At 73.0% G+C, this 19,290-nt stretch carries 13 protein-coding genes; 5 read left to right on the top strand and 8 right to left on the bottom strand.

What is annotated here, in order from left to right; all coding sequences use genetic code 11:
• The first annotated feature begins 122 nt into the window (after positions 1 to 122).
• Positions 123 to 1,295, top strand: a complete 1,173-nt coding sequence (locus ACFZCD_RS05015; RefSeq protein WP_391828011.1) for a DNA cytosine methyltransferase — start codon at positions 123 to 125, stop codon at positions 1,293 to 1,295.
• On the opposite strand, the gene ACFZCD_RS05010 is transcribed toward ACFZCD_RS05015, so the two are convergent.
• The 5 genes from ACFZCD_RS05010 to ACFZCD_RS04990 all read right to left on the bottom strand — a co-directional run bounded on the left by ACFZCD_RS05010 (position 1,212) and on the right by ACFZCD_RS04990 (position 7,029).
• Positions 1,212 to 1,619, bottom strand: a complete 408-nt coding sequence (locus ACFZCD_RS05010) for a very short patch repair endonuclease (protein ID WP_391828997.1) — start codon at positions 1,617 to 1,619, stop codon at positions 1,212 to 1,214. The genes ACFZCD_RS05015 and ACFZCD_RS05010 overlap by 84 nt on opposite strands.
• A gap of 137 nt (positions 1,620 to 1,756) precedes the next feature.
• Positions 1,757 to 3,091 carry a PrsW family intramembrane metalloprotease gene (locus ACFZCD_RS05005; protein ID WP_391828009.1) on the bottom strand — a complete coding sequence of 445 codons (1,335 nt, stop codon included), beginning with the start codon at positions 3,089 to 3,091 and terminating at the stop codon, positions 1,757 to 1,759.
• An 81-nt stretch (positions 3,092 to 3,172) separates the two neighbouring features.
• A complete protein-coding gene (gene trmB / locus ACFZCD_RS05000; protein ID WP_391828007.1) occupies positions 3,173 to 3,994 on the bottom strand; it encodes a tRNA (guanosine(46)-N7)-methyltransferase TrmB in 822 nt (273 codons plus the stop codon).
• A 136-nt stretch (positions 3,995 to 4,130) separates the two neighbouring features.
• Positions 4,131 to 5,351 (bottom strand): L-2-hydroxyglutarate oxidase, encoded by a 1,221-nt coding sequence (gene lhgO / locus ACFZCD_RS04995; RefSeq protein WP_391828996.1) that lies wholly within the window; start codon positions 5,349 to 5,351, stop codon positions 4,131 to 4,133.
• Between the two features lie 229 nt (positions 5,352 to 5,580).
• Complete coding sequence (locus ACFZCD_RS04990) at positions 5,581 to 7,029, bottom strand: MFS transporter (RefSeq protein WP_391828005.1); 1,449 nt, start codon at positions 7,027 to 7,029, stop codon at positions 5,581 to 5,583.
• A gap of 888 nt (positions 7,030 to 7,917) precedes the next feature.
• Here ACFZCD_RS04990 and ACFZCD_RS04985 point away from each other — a divergent pair.
• The gene (locus ACFZCD_RS04985; protein WP_391828003.1) at positions 7,918 to 10,071 is read left to right on the top strand and encodes an asparagine synthase-related protein; all 2,154 of its coding nucleotides are present in this window, start codon (positions 7,918 to 7,920) and stop codon (positions 10,069 to 10,071) included.
• Between the two features lie 71 nt (positions 10,072 to 10,142).
• Here the strand turns inward: ACFZCD_RS04985 and ACFZCD_RS04980 are convergent, their stop codons facing one another.
• Both ACFZCD_RS04980 and ACFZCD_RS04975 read right to left on the bottom strand, forming a co-directional pair.
• The gene (locus tag ACFZCD_RS04980) at positions 10,143 to 12,251 is read right to left on the bottom strand and encodes a sigma-70 family RNA polymerase sigma factor (RefSeq protein ID WP_391828001.1); all 2,109 of its coding nucleotides are present in this window, start codon (positions 12,249 to 12,251) and stop codon (positions 10,143 to 10,145) included.
• Between the two features lie 242 nt (positions 12,252 to 12,493).
• The gene (locus ACFZCD_RS04975) at positions 12,494 to 13,228 is read right to left on the bottom strand and encodes a TetR/AcrR family transcriptional regulator (protein ID WP_391827999.1); all 735 of its coding nucleotides are present in this window, start codon (positions 13,226 to 13,228) and stop codon (positions 12,494 to 12,496) included.
• 416 nt (positions 13,229 to 13,644) lie between these two features.
• On the opposite strand from ACFZCD_RS04975, the gene ACFZCD_RS04970 reads away from it, so the two are divergent.
• Together ACFZCD_RS04970 and ACFZCD_RS04965 are read left to right on the top strand one after the other, a co-directional pair.
• Complete coding sequence (locus ACFZCD_RS04970) at positions 13,645 to 14,940, top strand: NAD(P)/FAD-dependent oxidoreductase (protein WP_391828995.1); 1,296 nt, start codon at positions 13,645 to 13,647, stop codon at positions 14,938 to 14,940.
• 266 nt (positions 14,941 to 15,206) lie between these two features.
• On the top strand, positions 15,207 to 17,027 hold the full coding sequence (locus ACFZCD_RS04965) for a SpoIIE family protein phosphatase (protein ID WP_391827997.1): 1,821 nt from the start codon (positions 15,207 to 15,209) through the stop codon (positions 17,025 to 17,027).
• A 79-nt stretch (positions 17,028 to 17,106) separates the two neighbouring features.
• On the opposite strand, the gene ACFZCD_RS04960 is transcribed toward ACFZCD_RS04965, so the two are convergent.
• Entirely contained in the window at positions 17,107 to 18,411 is a 1,305-nt protein-coding gene (locus tag ACFZCD_RS04960; RefSeq protein WP_391827995.1) for an MFS transporter, read from the bottom strand.
• A 129-nt stretch (positions 18,412 to 18,540) separates the two neighbouring features.
• Between ACFZCD_RS04960 and ACFZCD_RS04955 the strand changes: the two genes are divergently transcribed.
• Positions 18,541 to 19,089: a MarR family winged helix-turn-helix transcriptional regulator gene (locus ACFZCD_RS04955; RefSeq protein WP_391827993.1), complete on the top strand. Its 549-nt coding sequence runs from the start codon at positions 18,541 to 18,543 to the stop codon at positions 19,087 to 19,089.
• Positions 19,090 to 19,290: the final 201 nt, after the last annotated feature.

Genomic DNA, 19,290 nt, shown 5'->3' with positions numbered 1-19,290 from the left:
GTTGCCCTGAGGGGGGTGACGAACACCTAGGCTGGGAGACTCCTGGAGCGAGATAGCTGTTGCTCATCGCTGTCTCTGCGAAACTTGAGCATCTGCTTTCGTCGCACCAGGAGGAGCCCGCCGTGACCGCCGGCACTGAAGGACCCCAGCCGTTGACCTCGATTGAGATCTGCGCTGGTGCTGGCGGGCAGGCTGTTGGCCTGCACAACGCCGGTTTCCGTCACCTTGCGCTCTTGGAGATCGACAAGTTCGCGTGCCGGACGCTGCGCGCAAACGTGCGTGATCACCCTGACTGGGCGGGCTGTGAGGTCGTTGAGGGAGACGTGCAGGACGTCGATCCCTTCACGCACGATCAGCTCGTCAAGTTTGGGTTGCAACCGGGGGAGCTGGATCTCCTTGCCGGCGGTGTGCCCTGCCCGCCGTTCTCTGTTGCCGGCAAGCAGCTGGGGGAGGAGGACGAGCGGGATCTCTTCCCGAGGATGCTCGAGCTGGTCGATCAGCTCCGCCCGAAGGCGGTGATGATCGAGAACGTCAAGGGAATCCTGGAGGCGAAGTTCGAGGGCTACCGCAATCGGATCGTCGCAGAGCTGGAGGGGTACGGCTACGACTTCTGCGGCTGGGAGCTGATTGAAGCCTGTCGTTACGGAGTGCCGCAGCTCAGGCCTCGGGCCATTCTTGTCATGATCGCCAAGGAGTTCACCGCTGATGTGAAGTTCGAGTGGCCCGTGGGCGACGACAAGATCTTCACTGTGGCGGACGCTCTCGAGGAAACCATGCGCGAGCGATGCGAGCCCTACGGCGCTGAGGGGCAGGCTCTCTTCGAGAAGTGGCTTGGCAAGGCCAGGGAGCGTGGCACCGAGGCGCCGACGCTTGTGGGCGGCTCCAAGAAGCACGGTGGAGCTGATCTCGGGCCCAGTCGGGCCAAGGCTGCGTGGGCCGCGCTGGGTATCGACGCGATGGGTGTGGCCAACGACCCCGCCGCATGTGTTCCTGAGCGCGATCTCTTCAGGGAGAACGGCCCGATGCTCACGGTCGAGCAGGCCGCCATCATCCAGGGGTTCCCGCGGCACTGGCACTTTGAAGGCGGGAAGACGGCCCGGTACCGCCAGGTCGGCAATGCCTTCCCGCCGCCCGTTGCGGAGGCTGTGGGAAGGGCCATCGCCGCAGTGCTGCGGCCTGACGGCAGCCAGGCTCCGGCGCTTGCGGAGGAGCTACTCCCCGCTGCCCGGCGAGGCGCCGAGCTCGGCACGGCGGCGCCGGACCGTAGCGGCGATCTTGAGGCTGCAGGCGTCTGACGGCTCGTGCTCCCAGAAGCGGAGCACGAGCCAGCCCGCGGCTGCGAGACGTTCGTCCGTGTCGCGGTCGCGGGCCATGTTGCGGGCGACCTTGTCTGACCAGTAGCCCGCATTCATGCGCGGGGCAAGGTAGTGCTCCGGGCAGCCGTGCCAGTAGCAGCCGTCGATGAAGACGGCGACCTTCGCCGGGCGGAAGACGAGGTCTGCCGTGCGGCGAAGGTCTGGCAAGGGGCGCGCGTGGAGGCGGTAGCGGAGGCCTTGGGCATGAACGAGGCGGCGGATCAGCTGCTCGGGCTTGGTGTCCTTGTTACGGATCGCCTGCATGTTCCGGCGCCGGGCCGCTGATGAGGCCCAGGAGCCTTCCGGGGGCGTCCACTCAATCTCTTCGGGCACGTTTCAGAGGGTAGTGCCCATCTGGAGGCTGGCGGTCCGATAAGCCGCCAGCGTGATCCAGTGCTGTCTCAGCGGTACTGGCCCGGGCCCTGGGGCCAGCCCCAGGGCCCGGGCGGTGGAGCGTAGGGCCTCGGCAGGGTGGTTGAGGCTTGGGTGAGGGCTGGTTGGGCTATGTGTTTGCGGGTCCAGAGGTGGTGGAGGAGCTCCTGTTCGCGGGCTGTGAAGTCCGGGCCCGCCGTGCCCCTGTGGGCGCGCTGGCGGAGGAAGGCCAGGGACGTCGCGAACGAGATGTACTCCGCCACCGTGCGGGCGGCCGCCGGGCCGCCGGTGCGGCGGGCCACGTCGCGGGCTATGCCGCGGGCGCGCATCGAGGAGAGGGCGAGCGGCTCGGGCGGGGTGAGCCAGCCGGCGGCCTGGTAGGCCGGGAGAAAGGTGCGTATCGTGCGCAGCTCGTTCTGGCGGGACCAGATCGCGAGCCAGGTCAGGGCGCCGAAGACCGGCACCATGAAGAGGGCGTAGACCGCGAGGAACGCCAGGGGCGACAGGCTGGCCGAGCCGTTCCAGACGGAGTGCAGGACCATCGCCGTGAGCAGGCCCGCCAGGGGCACGAGGACGCGGAGCAGTTTGCGGCGCGGGGCCAGGCTGGCCGCGATGCCGAAGCCGAGGCCCGTCATCGTGGTGAAGAGCGGGTGGGCGAACGGTGACATCAGGACGCGCATGAAGAAGGTCGCCGCCGTGGCCGCCGGCACCCCCTCGTGGCCGAAGCTCTGGTCGCTGGCGAAGGCGTTGCCCAGGTAGAGGATGTTCTCGGTGAACGCGAAGCCCGTGGCCGTGATGCCCGCGAACACCACGCCGTCGACGGTGTTGTTGAAGTCCCGGCGGCGGAAGAGGAAGAGCAGCAGCACCGCGGCCCCCTTGCCGGTCTCCTCCACCACGGGGGCGATGAACGTCGCCCCCCACTTGTCGGCTTCGGGGCGCTTGGCGAGGTCGACGGAGCTGAGCAGCCACTCGGTGGCGTAGCCGTTCGCGATGATGGCCAGCAACGTGGCCGCGCACGCGCCCCACGAGAAGGCGAAGATCAGGTTCCGCCAGGGCTTCGGCTCGACCCGGTCCATCCAGCGGAACGCCGCGACCAGCAGCGGAACGGGCAGCACGGCGAGGCCGAGCCCCACCAGGAACCCCTCCGTGCCGGTCTGCTCCCGCACCAGCGCGAGGATGACCAGGCCGCACAGGGCCAGGAGCAGGATCAGCGCGCCGGCGCGCACCGCCTTGTTGTCCCACAGGGCGCGGCGCGGTTTGTAGCGCCAGCCTGCGGGGGCGGGCATGGCGGAGAAGTTCGGCTGCTGACCGGAGGCGGGCACCGGCCCGGCCGGCGGCTGCTGGTGGGGTGGGGACTCATGCACCCGATGACCCTAACCAAGCGGCGACGGGGCGGCCCCGGTATTCCGGGGCCGGTTCTCCCCACCACGGCCCAGCAGGGCGCGTCAGTGCGCCTTGCGGCGGAACAGCAAGTCGTGGACCACGTGCCCCTTGTCCAGGCCCTGGCCCTCGAACCGCGTCAGCGGACGGAACTCCGGCCGCGGCGCGAAGCCGCCGTCCGGCTGGGTGTTCTCGAAGTCCGGCGCCGCGGAGAGCACCTCCAGCATCTGCTCCGCGTACGGCTCCCAGTCCGTCGCGCAGTGCAGCAGCGCGCCCGGGGCCAGGCGCGTGGCCGCCAGCGCCAGGAACTCCGGCTGGATCAGCCGGCGCTTGTGGTGCCGCTTCTTGGGCCACGGGTCCGGGAAGTAGACGCGCAAACCCGCGAGCGAGTCCGGGGCGAGCATCTCGCGCAGCAGGATGATCGCGTCGCCGTTGGCGACCCGGACGTTCTCCAGGCCGTTCCGCTCCGCGAGACCGAGGAGGTTGCCCTGGCCGGGGGTGTGGACGTCGCAGGCCAGGATGCCCGTGCCCGGGTCGGCCGCCGCCATCTTGGCCGTGGCCTCGCCCATGCCGAAGCCGATCTCCAGCACGACGGGCAGGGCGGGGTCGCCGAAGAGCTCGCCGAGATCCAGCTTGCTCAGGCCGTCGACGTCCAGGCCCCACTTGGGCCACAGGCGGCGCAGCGCTTCGCCCTGGCCGGGCGTGACCCGGCTGCGGCGCGGCTGGAACGAGCGGATGCGCCGCTCGTGGTGCGAGCCCGCCGGGTCCGGCGCGGGACCGTCGGGGAACATCGGCTCACGGCGGCCGCGCGCGGTCTGCGCGGGGACCGGGGCGGCCGGGGCGCTTGCCGGGGCGGGGGCTGAGGGGGAAGCGTGGTTCTCGGACACAGTCCCTCAATTCTACGGGCCCGGCGAAAACGGCCCGGAGGCTTCGGTTTCCGCAGGTCAGAGCCCGGTTGGAGGGCAATCTCCGCTGGAGGGCAATCTCCGCTGGAGGGCAAGGTCCGCCAGGGGGTGATGTCCGCTAGGGGGCAACGTGCGTCAGCGCGCGCAGCGCCCTGCGCGCCACCTCCCGCCCGATCGGCAGTGCAGCTGTCGCCGCGGGCGAGGGTGCGTTCAGCACGTGCACCATCCGCGGAGACCCCGCGAACAGGAAGTCGTCCACGAGCGTGCCGTCCCGCAGCACCGCCTGGGCCCGTACCCCCGGCGGCGCCGGTATCAGGTCTTCCGCCGTCACCTCCGGCAGCAGCCGGCGCGCCGCCTCCGTGAAGGCACGCTTGGACAGCGAGCGCCGCACTTCCCCCGCGCCGTACCGCCAGTGGCGGCGGGCGAGCTGCCAGGAGCCGGGCCAGCCCACCGTCCCCGCCAGCTCGCGGGGGCGCACCGTCAGCCGCCCGTAGCCCTCGCGGGCGAGCGCCGGGACCGCATTCGGGCCCAGGTGGACCGTGCCGTCGATGCCCCGCGTGAGGTGGACGCCCAGGAACGGGAAGGCCGGGTCCGGCACCGGATAGACCAGGCCGCGCACCAGCTCCCTGCGCGCCGGGGCCAGCTCGAAGTACTCCCCGCGGAACGGGACGATCCGCACGCCGGGATCGTCGCCCGCGAGCCGCGCGACGCTGTCGCTGTGCAGCCCCGCGCAATTGACCAGCGCACGGGCGCGCAGCACCTCGCCGAGCCCCGTGCGCACCGCGACCGCCGCACCGCGCCGCCCGATCGCCCGCGCCTCCGCCCCGTACCGCACGGAGGCCCCCGCATCCTCCGCCAGACGGGCCAGACAGCGCGCCACCGCGCCGTAGTCGCACACGCCCGTGGAGCCGACGTGGATGGCCGCCGTGCCGCGGACGTGCGGCTCGTATTCGGCTATCTGGGCGGGGCCGAGCTCGCGCACCGGCACGCCGTTCTCCCGGCCGCGCTGGACGAGGGCGTGCAGCCGGGGCAGCTCCGCCTGGTCCGTGGCCACGATCAGCTTGCCGGTGACCTCGTGCGGCAGGTCGTGCTCGGTGCAGAACTTCACCATCTCCGCCGCGCCCCGCACCGCGAACCGCGCCTTGAGCGACCCCGGGCGGTAATAGATCCCGCTGTGGATCACGCCGCTGTTCCGCCCGGTCTGGTGCAGCGCGGGCCCCGGCTCCTTCTCCAGCACCACGACGTGCGTACCCGGCCGGGCGCGCGTGATCGCATAGGCCGTCGACAGGCCTACGATGCCGCCGCCGACCACCAGCACATCGCAGTCGTACGCCCTCACCACCGTCACCTCCCCGCGCCTCCCGGCACGCCCGCGACCGGGCATCCGGGACCCCTCGGCGCCTCACCCACGCTCCCATCATGACCTGCGCCACTGACAACCGGTCGAAACCCGGGTCGGACGGAGGCCTCAGCCGGGAGGGGACGGGGGACACGGAGGACCAGGGGCGAAGGGCGAGGGGCGGGGGACAGGGGGCCGGGGGGATCCCCGGGAGGAAGCGCTCACACCTTCACGCCAGCGACACCAGCAGTGGCCGCGCCCTCTCCCGCAGCTCCATCACCCGCGGCTCGTCCCCGTACGGCTCCAGCCGGTGCAGCAGATCACGGACGTACTCCGTGGTGCGCGCCGACGAGATCCGGCCCGCGACCTCCACCGCCCGCGTGCCGGCCGCGCAGGCCGCGTCCAGATTGCCGGACTCCAGCTCGGCGACCGCGGACACCACGAGCCGCAGCCCGTGCGAGCGCACGAACTCCTCCGTCGGGCGGGCCAGCGCCTGCTCCGTGAAGCGCTGCACCTGCCGGGGCATGCGCAGGTCGCGGTAGCACTCGGCGGCATCCGCCGCGAACCGCTCGTGCGTGTAGAAGTCGAGCCAGGACGGGTCCGGATCGCCCGTACGGGCCCGCTCCAGCCAGCCCTCGGCGGCCTTCAGGGCGGCACCGCACGCCGGTGCGTCCCCGGCCTTCGCCTGCGCCCGTGCCTCGACCAGACGGAAGAAGCTCATGGTGCGGGCGGTGGCCAGGCCGCGGTTGCGCTCGAGGGCAGCCTGGGCCAGGTCGACGCCGTCGTCGGCGAAGCCGCGGTACGTGGCCTGCAGGCTCATCGAGGCCAGCACGTAGCCGCCCAGGGGCACGTCGGCGGCCGCGCGGGCGAGCCGCAGGGCCTGGATGTAGTAGCGCTGCGCGGCCTCCTGCTGGCCGGTGTCGAAGGCCATCCACCCGGCCAGCCGGGTCAGCTCCGCGGTGGCGCCGAAGAGCGAGCGGCCCACCTCGTCGCTGTACGAACCGAGCAGCAGGGGCGCCGCGTCGACCCGCAGGCACTCGGGGACCATCGAGGAACGCCAGTCGCCCCCGCCGTACTTGGAGTCCCAGCGGCGCGCGTCCTCCGCGGCCTCCCGCAGCTTGCTGACGTCACTGTGGCCCACGCGCTGCGGTATGGGCCCGTCCGGGCCGCCCCCGCTCTCGGCCTCCCTGGCCGCCGTGTGGGCCTCGCGCGCGACCGAACTGTCGGCGGGGGTTATCAGCCAGCGGGAAGCGGGCGTGGCGTAGGCGCTGACCGAGAAGGATCCGGCCAGGCTCTGCCAGATGCCGCCACCCCCTCGGCGACCGGCGAGATCCAGCCTGTAGAGCTCCGTCGCGGACCGCACGGCCTGGCCGACATCGCGCGGAAAGGAGAGTCCTACCTCCGGCGCCGGATCAGCGTCCGCAAGGCCGATCTCGTGCAGCGGGACGGGCCGGCCGAGCTTGCCGGCGATCGCCGCGGCGATCAGATGGGGCGCCGCTCCCTGAGGCACCATGCCCTTCGAGACCCAGCGCGCGACGGACGTCTTGTCATAGCGAAGCGTCAATCCGCGCTGCGCACCGAGGTCGTTGACCCTGCGCGCGAGACCGGCGTTGCTGATCCCGGCGAGGGCGAGGACGGTGCCGAGCTTCTCGTTCGGCCCGCGTGGCTCCCTGGACATGCGCACCCCTCGACGACGCGACGCCCGCCCCGGCATAGGCGCGGGGCATTCGTAAACCCAGCGTAGTTCCCCGCATCCCGACCGTTAAGAGGTGGTGTCCCGGATGGCGAGATTCTGGTCCGTGCGGACGTGCACCGAGGGGCACGTGCTCCGGTTGTGTGTGGCTGTGCGCCCGCCGTGCGCTCTGTCCACGCCATCAAGGGAGCGCTTCCATGGGAGTCGCGTGGGTTGGCCCGCTGCACTGGATCCAGTGGGCTGGGGGAGCCGTCGCCTCATTCCCCGCGGGCGGCGGACCGGTCCGGGAGGCGGCTGACCGCCTCCCGGACCGTGACAAGCGAGGCGAAGCACCGGGCGAGTGCGCCCCCTTCGCCGACACCGCCCCGAGTTTGGCCGGATACCGCCGTCCGGAAGGCGACCCGAGGTCGCCCGGGGTCTGAACTGCCGTCCCGTAGCGACGCGTTCTCGGCGTGCCGCACGCGCGCGTGGGCGTCCCCCGCCTCCATACGTGACAGCATGGCGGTGATGTGCGGCGGCCGCGTGCATACGGTGTGACGCCCCGCCACTTCGCCCCGCAATCACGCAGGTTGCGGTGAAAGGTGTGACCGATGGGTTGCCTCTTTCGTGGTGGTCTCGTTGTGGCAACAGGCGACCTCCTGTGCATGATGACTGCGGATGGCTGCTGACGGCGGCGCTTGGTGGCCGTCCAGTCGGTGCCGGTGCCGGTGCCGGTGCCGGTGCCGGTGCCGGTGCCGGTGGCGTCGCTCGGCCGGTTGTCCGCGCCGGTCGTCCACGTCGATCATTCGTGCCGGTCGTTCACGTCAGTCGTTCACGTCGCTTGTCCGCGTCAGTCGTTGTCCGCGTCAGTTGTCCACAGCCTGTGGAGGCGTCATGCGCTGGGTGGTGGGGTGGAGCAGCACCACCTCGGGGACCGTGCACCAACGCACCGCATCCCCCGGCGACTACGGCAGTGACGGCGACCCCGGCACCCCCACCGTCCACCCCGTAGGCGCCCGCCTCCTGTGGGGCGACCCGGCCCCCCTGTGGGCCGTCGGCGACTGGCGCCCCGACGAGGTCCGCGTCGTCCAGCTCGACCCCCTCACCCGCCTCGCCGTCCTCGGCCGCTGCGGCGCCGGCGACGAGCAGCTGCGTACCGGCCTCGTCGCCGCCCGCGGAGGCGCCCTGCGGCACCTCACCGCCTGGCCCGGCAGCTACACCGCCGTTGCCCAGGTGGGGCGCCGCACCACCGTCGTCGGCGACCTGGCCGGAGCCCGGCCCGTCTTCCACACCGCCTGGGCCGGCGGCACCGCCTACGCCACCGCCGCCCTGCCCCTCGCCGACCTCATCGAGGCCCAGCTCGACGTCGGCCACCTCGCCGCGCTCCTCGCCTGCCCCGACTCCCCCGAGGCCCTCGCCGACGGCACGCCGTACAAGGGCGTACGGCGGGTGCCGCCCGGGCACGCCCTCGTCCTGCGCGACGGCGCCCGGGAGATCACCGGTTACGAGCCGACGGCGTCGCTCGCCGTCTCCGCCGCCCAGCTCCCGCCCGACAAGGCGGTCGAAGGCATACGGGACGCCCTCGTCGAGGCCGTGCGCACCCGCCTCGCCGCCCCCCGGCACGCCCCCGGCCCCGGCTTCGGCACCCTCGACCCCGGCCCCGTGCCCGGCATGGGCCCCGCCCACCGCCGCGCCGCCCGCGGCGGCCCCGTCCCCGGAATCGGCGCCGACCTGTCCGGAGGCAGCGCGTCCGGCACCCTGGCGCTGCTCGCCGCCGGCCTCCCCGGAATGCCCGGCAGCCCGCTCGGTCACGGCAGCGACGGCGAGCGCCTGCTCGCCGTCACCTTCAACGACCTCGTCACCGACGACAGCCGCGTCCGCGAAGCCGAACTCGAACGCGCCCACGCCATCGCCGCCAACCCCCGGCTGCGCCACATCGTCGTCGCCGCGGGCGAAGAAGCCCTGCCCTACGCGGACCTCGCCGGCGGCCCCCTGACCGACGAACCGGGCCCCTCCCTCGTCACCGCCGAACGCCACCGGCACCGGCTGACGGCGGGCGGCACCGACCACCTCGTCGGGCACGGCGCCCGCCAGGTCCTCGACGCCCACCCCGCCCGTCTCGCCGACCTCCTGCTGGACCGCCGCCGGCGCCACCTGCTGCGCCCCGTCTCGGCGCTCGCCCGCGCCGACAGGACCTCCGCACAGGCCCTCGTCATCCCCTTCACCGTCTACCGGGCGGCCCGCCGCCTGGCCCGCACGTCCTACCGGGAAGGCCTCGAAGCGGCAGCCGGTCAGCTACGGGCCACCGCCTTCCCCGCCGGGGACGACGCCCCGGGCGCGGCCGCCCCCGCCGGCGTGGGCGGTGCCGTCGACGCCTCCCTCGCCGCCCTCACCTGGTGCCGGCCCGGTCCCGCGGCGCGCTGGCTCACGGGTGAGGCTCTGGCCGAAGTATCGGTTCGTCTCCAGGCCGCGGCCGTCCGCCCCCAAGGCCTCGCGCAGCGCCCCGGCGAACGCCGCGCGGCCGCCGCCCTCCTCCGCCACGCCGCCGACCACCGCGTCCTGGAACAGGCCGCCGAGGTCCGCAGCCAGCGCCTCCACGCACCGTTCCTCGACAACGCAGTCGTACGGGCCTGCCGTGCCCTTCCCGAGGCGCTCCGGGTGCAGCCGGGGGCGCGCGCCGCGGTCCTGCGCGCCGTCCTCGCCGGGGCAGGCGTCCGTGAACTGCCCCCCGGCTGGGGCGCCACGTCCCACGCCGCGCACGCGGCGGCCGTACGGGCGGGCCTGCGCGCCTCCGCCGACCCCCTGATGGAGCTCTTCGAGGCCCCGCTGCTCGCCGACGCGGGCCTCGTCGAAGCCCGCGCCGTACGGGCGGCGCTGCACGGGGCCGCGAACGGCCGTGCGCTGCCCCTGGACGGCCTCGCGGAGCTCGTCTCCACCGAGGTCTGGCTACGGCGCCTGCTGGCCCGGCGCGGGACGTGCTGGACCGGCTCGGCGGCCCCCCGCCAGCGGGCGGTCGCGGGCGGGGTCGCACCCGGCCCGCCCCTGTGAGGACGCTCCGCCCCTTTCCAGGAGGCCGCGCCCCTGTGAGGATGCTCCGGCGCTCGCCGCCCTCGCGGCGGTCACCCGCAGGAGATCCACGACCGCGCCCAGTCCGACACCGCCGCCCACCCCATGCCGTGCCGCGGCTGCACCGTCAGCCGGATCGTGCGGTATCCGGAGAGCGGCACGTACACCGGGACCGCCGCATCCCCGCCCCGCACCACGCCGGAGCGCCACAGAGGCACCCCGTCGCCGTAGACGGCGAACTGCGCGGCACCGAGCCCCATCGACATGTCGTCGACGCCCACGACGGCACTGAAGGCCGTGCAGGGCCGGTTCAGGCCGATGGTGACGGCCGAGGGCGCGTGCACGCTCACGCCGTGCCCGTACGTGACGCCGCCGACCCGCAGGCCGTACCGCTGCCACAGCCAGCTGCGCACGCCCAGCCGCACTTCCGGCTTCGTGCCGTCGCCGACGCCCACGTACGCGAGCTGGTCGAGGCGGTAGACGGCGGGCGGCCGGGGCGGGGGTGACGGAGTGGGGGAGGGCGACGGAGACGGCGAAGGGGAGGGGGACGGCGACGGCGCCGGGCGGCGGACGGGCGGCGCGGCTGGCGGTGGCGAAGGCTTGGGCCGCGGCGCTGCGACGCGGACCGGGGGAGCAGGGGCCGTCGTGGCGGGACGGGCCTGCACCACCACGGGCGCCTTCGCCTTCGGCAACGGCGGCAGCGTCGAGGCCGCGGGGGTGGGGGTCGGGGAGGGAGCGGGGGAGTGGCTCCGGGAGGGGACGGGCGTCGGCCGGGGCGTCGCCACGGGCGCCACCGGAGCCGTACTGGCTTCCGCCCGCGGCGGCCGGGCGGCCGGCGTGGAGGAGAGCCCGATCAGGGCATAGGCGGCCGCAGCACCGGCAGCGGCCACCACACCGCCGATGATGCCGATCTTCGCGGGCACCCCCAGGCCATGACTCGCAGCGGCACTGCCCGAGCCCCCTCCGGCACCTCCACCGGCTCCGCCCCCGGCGCCCGCGCCGGACGCCCCACCCGCGCTCGACCCCGCCCCGGCGCCCGAAGCGGAGCCCGCGCCCGCACCTGCGGCCCCGGTCGCCCCACCGCTCGCAGCAGCCACACCCGCCCCCGCAGCCGTACCCGCCCCGGCCGCCCCCGCCGCGAGCCCCGCGGCAGCCTTGGCCGAGAACCCGGCGGCGAACCAGCCGATGACCGCCACCGGCAGCAGCGCCCGCAGCCGCTCATTGACATCCGCGACCTCCAGCGCCGCCGTACGGCACCGTGCGCAGTCTTCCAAGTGCTTGCGCAGGCCCCGTTCGGCCCGCATCCGCAGCCCGCCCCGGGCATACGCCCCGAGCCGGTCCGCGAAGCGCGCGCAGTCACCGCCGGCCGTCAGGGCGCTGCTCACATGCGCCTGCAGGTAGGCCTGTTTGAGGCCCTCGCGCGCCCGGTGCGCCAGCACCGCCGTCGCATTGGCCGTCAGCCCCAGCAGCGGCGCGACCTCGCTCGGCGACTCCTCCTCGATCGTGGTGTGCCACAGCACCGTCTGCCAGCGCGGCGGCAGGCTGCGAAACGCCTTCACGGCCAGGGAGTGCTCGGCCTCCTGCATGGCCAGCACGTCCGCGCCCAGCCCGAGCGCCTCACCGTCCTCCCCACCGGCCGGCAGCCGCTCCGCCGACGAGGCGAACTCCGCGAAGTCCTCGACGAGCTGCTCCCGTTTGGCGGTCTTCCCCCACGAGGCGGCGACCCGGCGCACCGTGGTGAGCAGATAGGCCCGCACCGACGACTCCGGCCCCGCGCCGCCCCGCACCGCCTGCAGGGTGCTCGCGAAGACCTCGTTGGTGAGGTCGTCCGCGGTGTGATGGTCACGGCAGCAGCTGCGGGCGTAGCGGCGGACCGCGGGGGCGTGACGGCGGTAGAGCTCCTCGTACGCATCGCTCTCGCCGGCCCGCATCCGGGCCACCAGCTGAATGTCCGTCAGAGGTGCGTCGGCTGCCGCATCCGTACGGCGGTGCTTGCGCCTGCGCTGCCGCGGCACGCCGGCCGCGGCACCCGGGGCCCACTCCCCGGCCGGGACGGAACGATCCTGGGCCGGAACGGAACGATCCTGGCCGGAGGACCGGGGCGATGAGGCTCTGTCCGCCTGCTCGCTTCCGCTCGGCTCTTCCTGCCCGTCAACACCCATAGCGCAGGCCCCTGTACATGCCGGAACACCCGAACACCGGGAGCGTGGCACAGTGGCGCCCGTCATCAGCGCAGCATGGACAGCAACCACTCGTCCGTGGCGACTTCGATTGCATGGAGCACTGGATGTCACCCGAACGGGGAAGGATTTCCGGATGCGCCCGATCGGCCCGAAGAGCCGCACCGGGCGCGCCCGTCACAGCGGGCCGGGCCGGACGGATCTCCGGCCCGCCTCGCGGCCTGCTACTCGGCCGGCCTCGACCGCAGCCCCTCCAGCAGGATGTCCAGCAGCCGCGAGGACGCCGCCGCCTGCTGCACCGCATCCGGCAGCGACGGCGCGGCCGTCGCTATCACCAGCAGCACATCGGCCACCGTGACGTCAGGCCGCAGCTGGCCCGCCGCCCGCGCCCGCTCCACGAGCCGCCCGACGACATCGAGGAGCGCTGCCGCGCCCGCGTCGTGCCGCTCGACGACCGGGGCCGGCCGCTGCTCGACCAGCCGCAGCTCATGCAGCTGGCCACCCGTGGCGCCCGGCTGCCGCTGCTGCGGCACGCGCGCCTCGATCTCCTCGGATTCCCCGTCGACGCCGACCCGCAGCACCTGCGGCGGCAGCAGCCGGCCCGCGCCGGACGCCACGGACGTGCGCAGGAAGCGCGAGAGCGCCGACCACGGCTCGTCCTCCTGGCCGAGCGCCGTGCGGGCCTGCTCGGTCAGCCGGGCCGTCTCCTCCTCGGCTATCCGCCGGACGAGGACGTCCTTGCTGGGGAAGCGGCGGTAGACCGTCCCCACGCCGACGCGGGCGCGGCGTGCCACGTCCTCCATCGGCGCCCCGTAGCCCAGCTCGCCGAAGACCTCGCGGGCCGCGCGCAGCACGTGCTCGAGATTGCGCTGGGCATCCACGCGCAACGGCGTGCTGCGGCCACCGCCCGCCTCCGACGGCGCGACAGCGGTGGACCAATGAGAGCCCTGCATATGCATATGTGTTCCCCCGGTTATGACGTCTCCCCCCGGAGACTCCCCGCCCTGACTGCCGGGGCACGTCTCTGACACCCCGACGGAGTACGAACATAGTTGAGCCCAGGTCAAGAAAGAAGGGGTAGTTCCGCACCGGGCATCCCCGATTGGAGTACATCCCCCCTCCGCACCGATTCTGCACCACCCCACAACCCCACCGCATCCGCCCTGACCTGCGCACCTGTCTCTCGAACCGGTGCGCCCCCCACGGAGGGATCAGCTCCGCCGCCGGTCATACATTTCGCACGGCCTGTGGACAAACTCCGATCGGCGGTGCGTCATGGGGAAGGAGCTGTGCTTGCAGACTGCTCGATGACTGAGGAGTGGCCTTGGTGAAGGAACCGGCGCGCATTCTGGTGGTCGGCGGCGGCTACGTCGGGATGTACACCGCCCTGCGCCTGCAGCGGAAGCTCAGGCGCGGCGAAGCGACCGTCATCGTGATCGATCCCGAGCCGTACATGACGTACCAGCCCTTCCTCCCCGAGGCCGCGGCCGGCTCCATCTCGCCCCGCCACGTCGTCGTCCCCCTGCGCCGCACGCTCGACAAGTGCCAGGTCGTCATCGGCGAGGTCATGTCCATCGACCACGCCAAACGCGCCGCCACCATCAGCACCCTCGCCACGCACGAGGAGGGCACCGGCGCCATCCAGGTCCGCTACGACGAGCTGATCCTCGCGCCCGGTTCCGTCTCCCGCACGCTGCCCGTCCCCGGCCTCGCCGACTACGGCATCGGCTTCAAGACCGTCGAAGAGGCCATCGGCCTGCGCAACCACGTGCTCGAACAGATGGACATCGCCTCCTCCACCCGCGACCCCGCCGTCCGCGACGCGGCCCTGACCTTCGTCTTCGTCGGCGGCGGCTACGCGGGCGTGGAAGCCCTCGCCGAACTCGAGGACATGGCCCGCTACGCCGCCCGGTACTACCACAACCTCGAACCCGAGGACCTGCGGTTCGTCCTGGTCGAGGCCACCGGACGGATCCTCCCCGAAGTCGGCGAGGAGATGGGCCTCTACGCACTGCGCGAGCTGCGCGGGCGCAACATCGACGTCCGCCTCGACACCCGCCTGGAGTCCTGTGCGGACCGCGTCGCCGTCCTCAGCGACGGCTCCCGCTTCCCCACTCGAACGCTCGTCTGGACGGCGGGAGTCAAGGCCCATCCCGTGCTCGCCGCCACCGACCTCCCCCTCAACGGCCGCGGCCGCCTCAAGTGCACCCCCGCCCTCACCGTGGACGGCGCCGAGCACGCCTGGGGCGCCGGCGACGCCGCAGCCGTCCCCGACCTCACCTCGGACGACCCCGAGGCCGTCTGCGCGCCCAACGCCCAGCACGCCGTCCGCCAGGCCAAGGTCCTCGCCGACAACGTCCTCGCCTCCCTGCGCGGCAAGCCGCTCAAGGAATACCGGCACAAGTACGTGGGCTCCGTGGCCTCTCTGGGCCTCCACAAGGGCGTCGCCCACGTCTACGGCAGGAAGCTCAAGGGCTACCCCGCCTGGTTCATGCACCGCGCCTATCACCTCAGCAGGATCCCGACCTTCAACCGGAAGGCCCGCGTCCTTGCCGAGTGGACCCTCACCGGGCTCTTCAAGCGAGAGATCGTCTCCCTCGGCTCGCTCGAAAACCCCCGGGCCGAATTCGAACTCGCCGCAGACACCGGACGTCACCCGGAAGCGAGTTGAAGCAGGTCACGGGCCCTGCGGCGGAGCCGGGAACTCCCCCGGAAGGCCCGACGTCTGACGGATGTCAGTCCGGTCGGCCACACTGGTCGTGTGACCATGGGTGGGCTCGTACCTGCGAAGAGTAACAATTACGAGGATTCGGACGTTTGCTGCATTCCCCCGGGGGCAGTCCCCCGCACCGCCAACCGCGGCCCCGCCACGGGCCCGCGGATCGGCCACGCCACGTCGCCGAGCTGGTCCGGAACGACTCCGCGAGGTAATCCTCTGTGAACTTCACCCGCTGGAGCGCCCGGCTCCCCGGCACACAGCGCCGAGCCGCGGCGCGCGCCGACCGCAAGGACCGCACCGCCGCCCCCGCGCAGCCCGCGCCCGAGACCCCGCCCGGCGGCTCCGTGCCCGCCGCCCGCGCCGAGGCCGCCCCGGCCCCCGCACCGGGCGGCCCCGTCCCCACCCTCGACGGCCTCTCCGTCCACGACACGCTCGGCAAGGTCCCGGCCCTCGTCGCCGTCGTCTACGGCCCCGAGCACCGCATCGCCTACGTCAACGACGCCTACGCCGCCCTCTTCGGCCCCCGCACCCCCGGCACCCCCGCGCGCGAAGCCCTCCCCGAGCTCACCGAACTCGGCCTGCTCCCCCTCATGGACCAGGTTCTGCGCAGCGGCCGGCCCCGCACGGTCAAGTCCCGCCGCGTCACCGCGGACATCAGCGCCGCGATGAACATCGCCGCGGGCCGCCACGCCCCGCCGGCCCCGGGCGACAGCACCCCCATGGCCGACGTCCCCCACCAGACCCCCGCCTCCGCCGCCGCGGACGCCGAAACCCGCCCCCGCAGCGGCTACTACACCTTCACCTGCTCCCCGATCGAAGTCGGCGCCACCGAAGCCAAACAGCCCGGCGTCCTCGTCTTCGCCGCGGACGTCACCGACCAGATCGAAGCCGCCGAACGCCTGCGCGCCAGCGAACGCCGCCAGCGCGAGGCCGCCGTCACCCTCCAGCGCAGCCTCCTTCCCCAGGAGCTCGAACAGCCCGACGACCTGCGCGTCGCCGCCACCTACCAGCCCGGCGGAAGGGACACCGCCGTCGGCGGTGACTGGTACGACGTCATCACCCTCGGCGCCGGCCGCACCGCCCTCGTCATCGGCGACGTCATGGGCCGCGGCGTGCGCGCCGCCGCCGTCATGGGACAGCTCCGCACCGCCGTCCGGGCCTACGCCCGCCTCGACCTCCCGCCCCACGAGGTCCTCCAGCTCCTCGACGGCCTCGCCGGCGAAATCGACGCCACCCAGATCGCCACCTGCATCTACGCCGTCCACGACCCCAACGAGGGCCGCCTGGTCTACGCCTCCGCAGGCCACCTCCCGATCCTCGTCCGCGACCCCGACGGCACCGTCCGCCGCGCCGCCGAACCCACCGGCCCGCCCCTCGGCACCGGCGGCTGGATGCACACCTCCGGCACCATGCCGCTGGGCCCCGGCTCCAGCGCCGTCCTCTACACGGACGGCCTCGTCGAGCGCCGCACCGAGGACATCGACGAAGGCGTCGCCGCCCTGGAGCGCGCCTTCGCCGGCGCCACCGGATCACCCCAGGTCATGTGCGACCGCCTGATCCGCGCCCTCGGCGTGACCGCCGACCACGACGACGACGTCGCCGTCCTCGTCCTCCAGCACCCCGCCCGCACCGGCCACGACGCCGAGCTCTTCCACAACGCCGCCCTGGAGCTCCTCGGCGGCATCGAAGCAGCACCCCGCGCCCGCGCCTTCGCCTCGGGCGTCCTCGTCAGCTGGCGCTTCCCCACCGAGCTGCGCGACCTGGGCGTCCTCGCCGCGAGCGAGCTCGTCGCCAATTCCCTCCAGCACGGCACCCCACCCATGCGGCTGCGCCTGCGCCGCACCGACCGCCGCCTGATCATCGAGGTCACCGACGGAGACGACCACCTCCCCCGGCGCCGCCGCGCCGAGCCCGCCGACGAGGCGGGACGCGGCATCTCGATCATCGCCACGATCGCCTCCTCCTGGGGCTCACGGCGCACCCCGGGCGGCGGAAAGGCCGTCTGGTGCGAATTCGCCTTGCCGGCGGGACACGGGTGACGCAAGAGAGGGAGGGCGCCCGCCGGGCACCCTCCCTCTCCTCTTATATGCGGGCCGCGTTATATGCGGGCCGCGCGTCTCAGACGATCACGGGCGTACGCTCGCCCGCCCCGGCCCTGGCGGCCTCCGCCGCGCGGCGCTGCGCCCGCGCCAGCATCGGGTTGTCCTGTACGGGGGTGAGCCGCCGGCCCAGCCGCAGCGCCAGGGTGGTGATGCCCAGAGAGCACACGATCACCATCGCGATGTACGCGACGTACAGACCGCCACCGGCCATCAGACCGCCCACGAACGGCCCGATCGCCAGCGCGAGCTGCTTCACGAGCGCGAACGCCGAGTTGTACTGACCGACCAGCCGGCCCGGCGCCAGGTCCGCCACCAGCGGCGCCACCGTCGGCGACAGCATCGACTCACCGATACCGAAGAGCGCGTACGTGGAGATCAGCAGCGCGGTCGCCACACCGTGCGCCCCCGGAACGAGCCCCGAGACCCCCGCGGCCACCCACGCAACCGTCCATATGAGACCCACCAGCGCGATGACCCGGCTGCGCCGGTGCCCCTCGACCAGCTTGAGGACGACGAACTGCGCCAGCACGATCGCCGCCGTGTTCGCGGCGAGCGCGATGCCGAGCGTGGCCGGCGAGATCCGGGTGACCTCGACCGCGAAGGCCGCCAGACCCGACTCGAACTGCCCGTAGCAGGCGAAGAACATCACGAAGCCCAGGACACACAGCTGCATCATGGCCCGGTCGCCCAGCAGCGTCCGCCAGCCGCCCTTCGCCGCCTCGTCGGTCGGGACCGCATCCTCGACCTTGGGCGCCTTCGGCAGCCGCACGGTCGCCACCGCGGCACCCAGCACCAGGAACATCGCCGACTCGATCGCGAAGAGCCGCACGAAGCTCGCCGGGTCCGAGGTGTCCACCAGCTGCCCGCCGAGCAGGCCGCCGACGCCGAGACCGAGGTTGTTCAGGAAGAACTGCATCGCGAAGGCACGCGACCGCGTCGTCGGCGTCGAGCACCAGACGATCATCGTGGCCAGCGTCGGCTGGATCACCGCGATGCCCGCACCCAGCGCGGCGGCCGCGGCGAAGACCAGCGGCTTGCTGGACGCCAGCCCGAGCCCCAGCGACCCGACGGCGGCGGAGACCGTACCGGCGACGGCAACAGGCAGCGGACCCCGCCGGTCGATGACACGACCGACGAAGGGCAGCACGACGAGTGCGGACACGGCGAACGTCATGAGCACCAGGCCTGCGGTACTCGCACCGAGATCCCGTACCTGTGACACATAGATGAACAGGAACGGGACGGTGAAGCCGTTGCCGAACGCACTCAGGGCGTTCCCCAGCTGGATCCGGCGCAGAGCTGCGCCCATCGCGGTGGTCACACTCACCTTCCTAGGTCGTGGTTGAGGGGCGGGACTGTCGAGGTCTGAAGACTTCAACAGTAAAGTTCGAACCTAAAGAGTACATGCCGAAGGGCTTTAGCGCGAATCAGTCGTGTCATACTGCCGGGCATGGCTGACACCCCCGGCGCCTCCGAGCCGAGCCTCGACGAACAGATCGCCGCCTATCAGCGCGAATTCCAGGACCTCGACCCCCAGGTGGAGAAGGTCGTCTCCGCGCTCAGCCGCCTCAACCGGCGGATGAACGTCGCCTACGGGCGCCAGACCGCCGAGCTCGGCATCAGCAACGCCGAATGGGAGGTCCTCAAGGCCCTCGTCCTCGCCGGCGACCCGTACCGCCTGGGCCCCGGCGACCTCGCCAAGCGCCTCGGCCTCACTCCCGCCGCCATGACCCACCGCATCGACCGCATGGTCGCGGAGGGCCTGGTGACCCGGGAGCGCGACGAGAACAACCGTGTACGCGTCATCGTCGGCATCACGGAAGACGGCAGGAGCAAGTGGCTGGAGGCCATGCGCATGGCCACGGTCTTCGAGGAGGACCTCCTCCAGGACCTCTCGGGCGAGGAGCGCGGCCACCTCGGCGAGATGCTGACCCGCCTGCTGCGCCGCGTGGAGGACGCCCAGCCGGACGCGGGAGGACGGCTCAGCGACCTCGACTGAGGGGGTGGGTGAGGGGCCGTCAGGGGAGCCGGGCGGGCCGGTTGACACGCCTATGGCGCATGGGTAGTGTTCTCCGAGTTGTCACGGAGCCATGACGGTTCTGAGACAGCCACTCGAGCCGCACCGGCGGCACTCACCACTGCACGGCCCCTGAACGGGATGAATTTCGGCATGCCGGAATTCGGAACGTGAAGGCCTCGG

Origin of the sequence: Streptomyces sp. NPDC008001 (genome assembly GCF_042958085.1) — a bacterium.
Taxonomy (GTDB): Bacteria; Actinomycetota; Actinomycetes; order Streptomycetales; family Streptomycetaceae; genus Streptomyces.
Note: the sequence above shows the minus strand (reverse complement) of the source record. Positions and strands in the feature narration are given on the sequence as shown.

Excerpts from the sequence above, each read along its gene's own strand:
- ACFZCD_RS05010 (WP_391828997.1), bottom strand. The coding sequence starts at position 1,619 with ATGCAGGCGATCCGTAACAAGGACACCAAGCCCGAGCAGCTGATCCGC.
- ACFZCD_RS04990 (WP_391828005.1), bottom strand. The coding sequence starts at position 7,029 with ATGTCCAGGGAGCCACGCGGGCCGAACGAGAAGCTCGGCACCGTCCTC.
- ACFZCD_RS04985 (WP_391828003.1), top strand. The coding sequence starts at position 7,918 with ATGCGCTGGGTGGTGGGGTGGAGCAGCACCACCTCGGGGACCGTGCAC.
- ACFZCD_RS04980 (WP_391828001.1), bottom strand. The coding sequence starts at position 12,251 with ATGGGTGTTGACGGGCAGGAAGAGCCGAGCGGAAGCGAGCAGGCGGAC.
- ACFZCD_RS04975 (WP_391827999.1), bottom strand. The coding sequence starts at position 13,228 with ATGCATATGCAGGGCTCTCATTGGTCCACCGCTGTCGCGCCGTCGGAG.
- ACFZCD_RS04970 (WP_391828995.1), top strand. The coding sequence starts at position 13,645 with ATGTACACCGCCCTGCGCCTGCAGCGGAAGCTCAGGCGCGGCGAAGCG.
- ACFZCD_RS04955 (WP_391827993.1), top strand. The coding sequence starts at position 18,541 with ATGGCTGACACCCCCGGCGCCTCCGAGCCGAGCCTCGACGAACAGATC.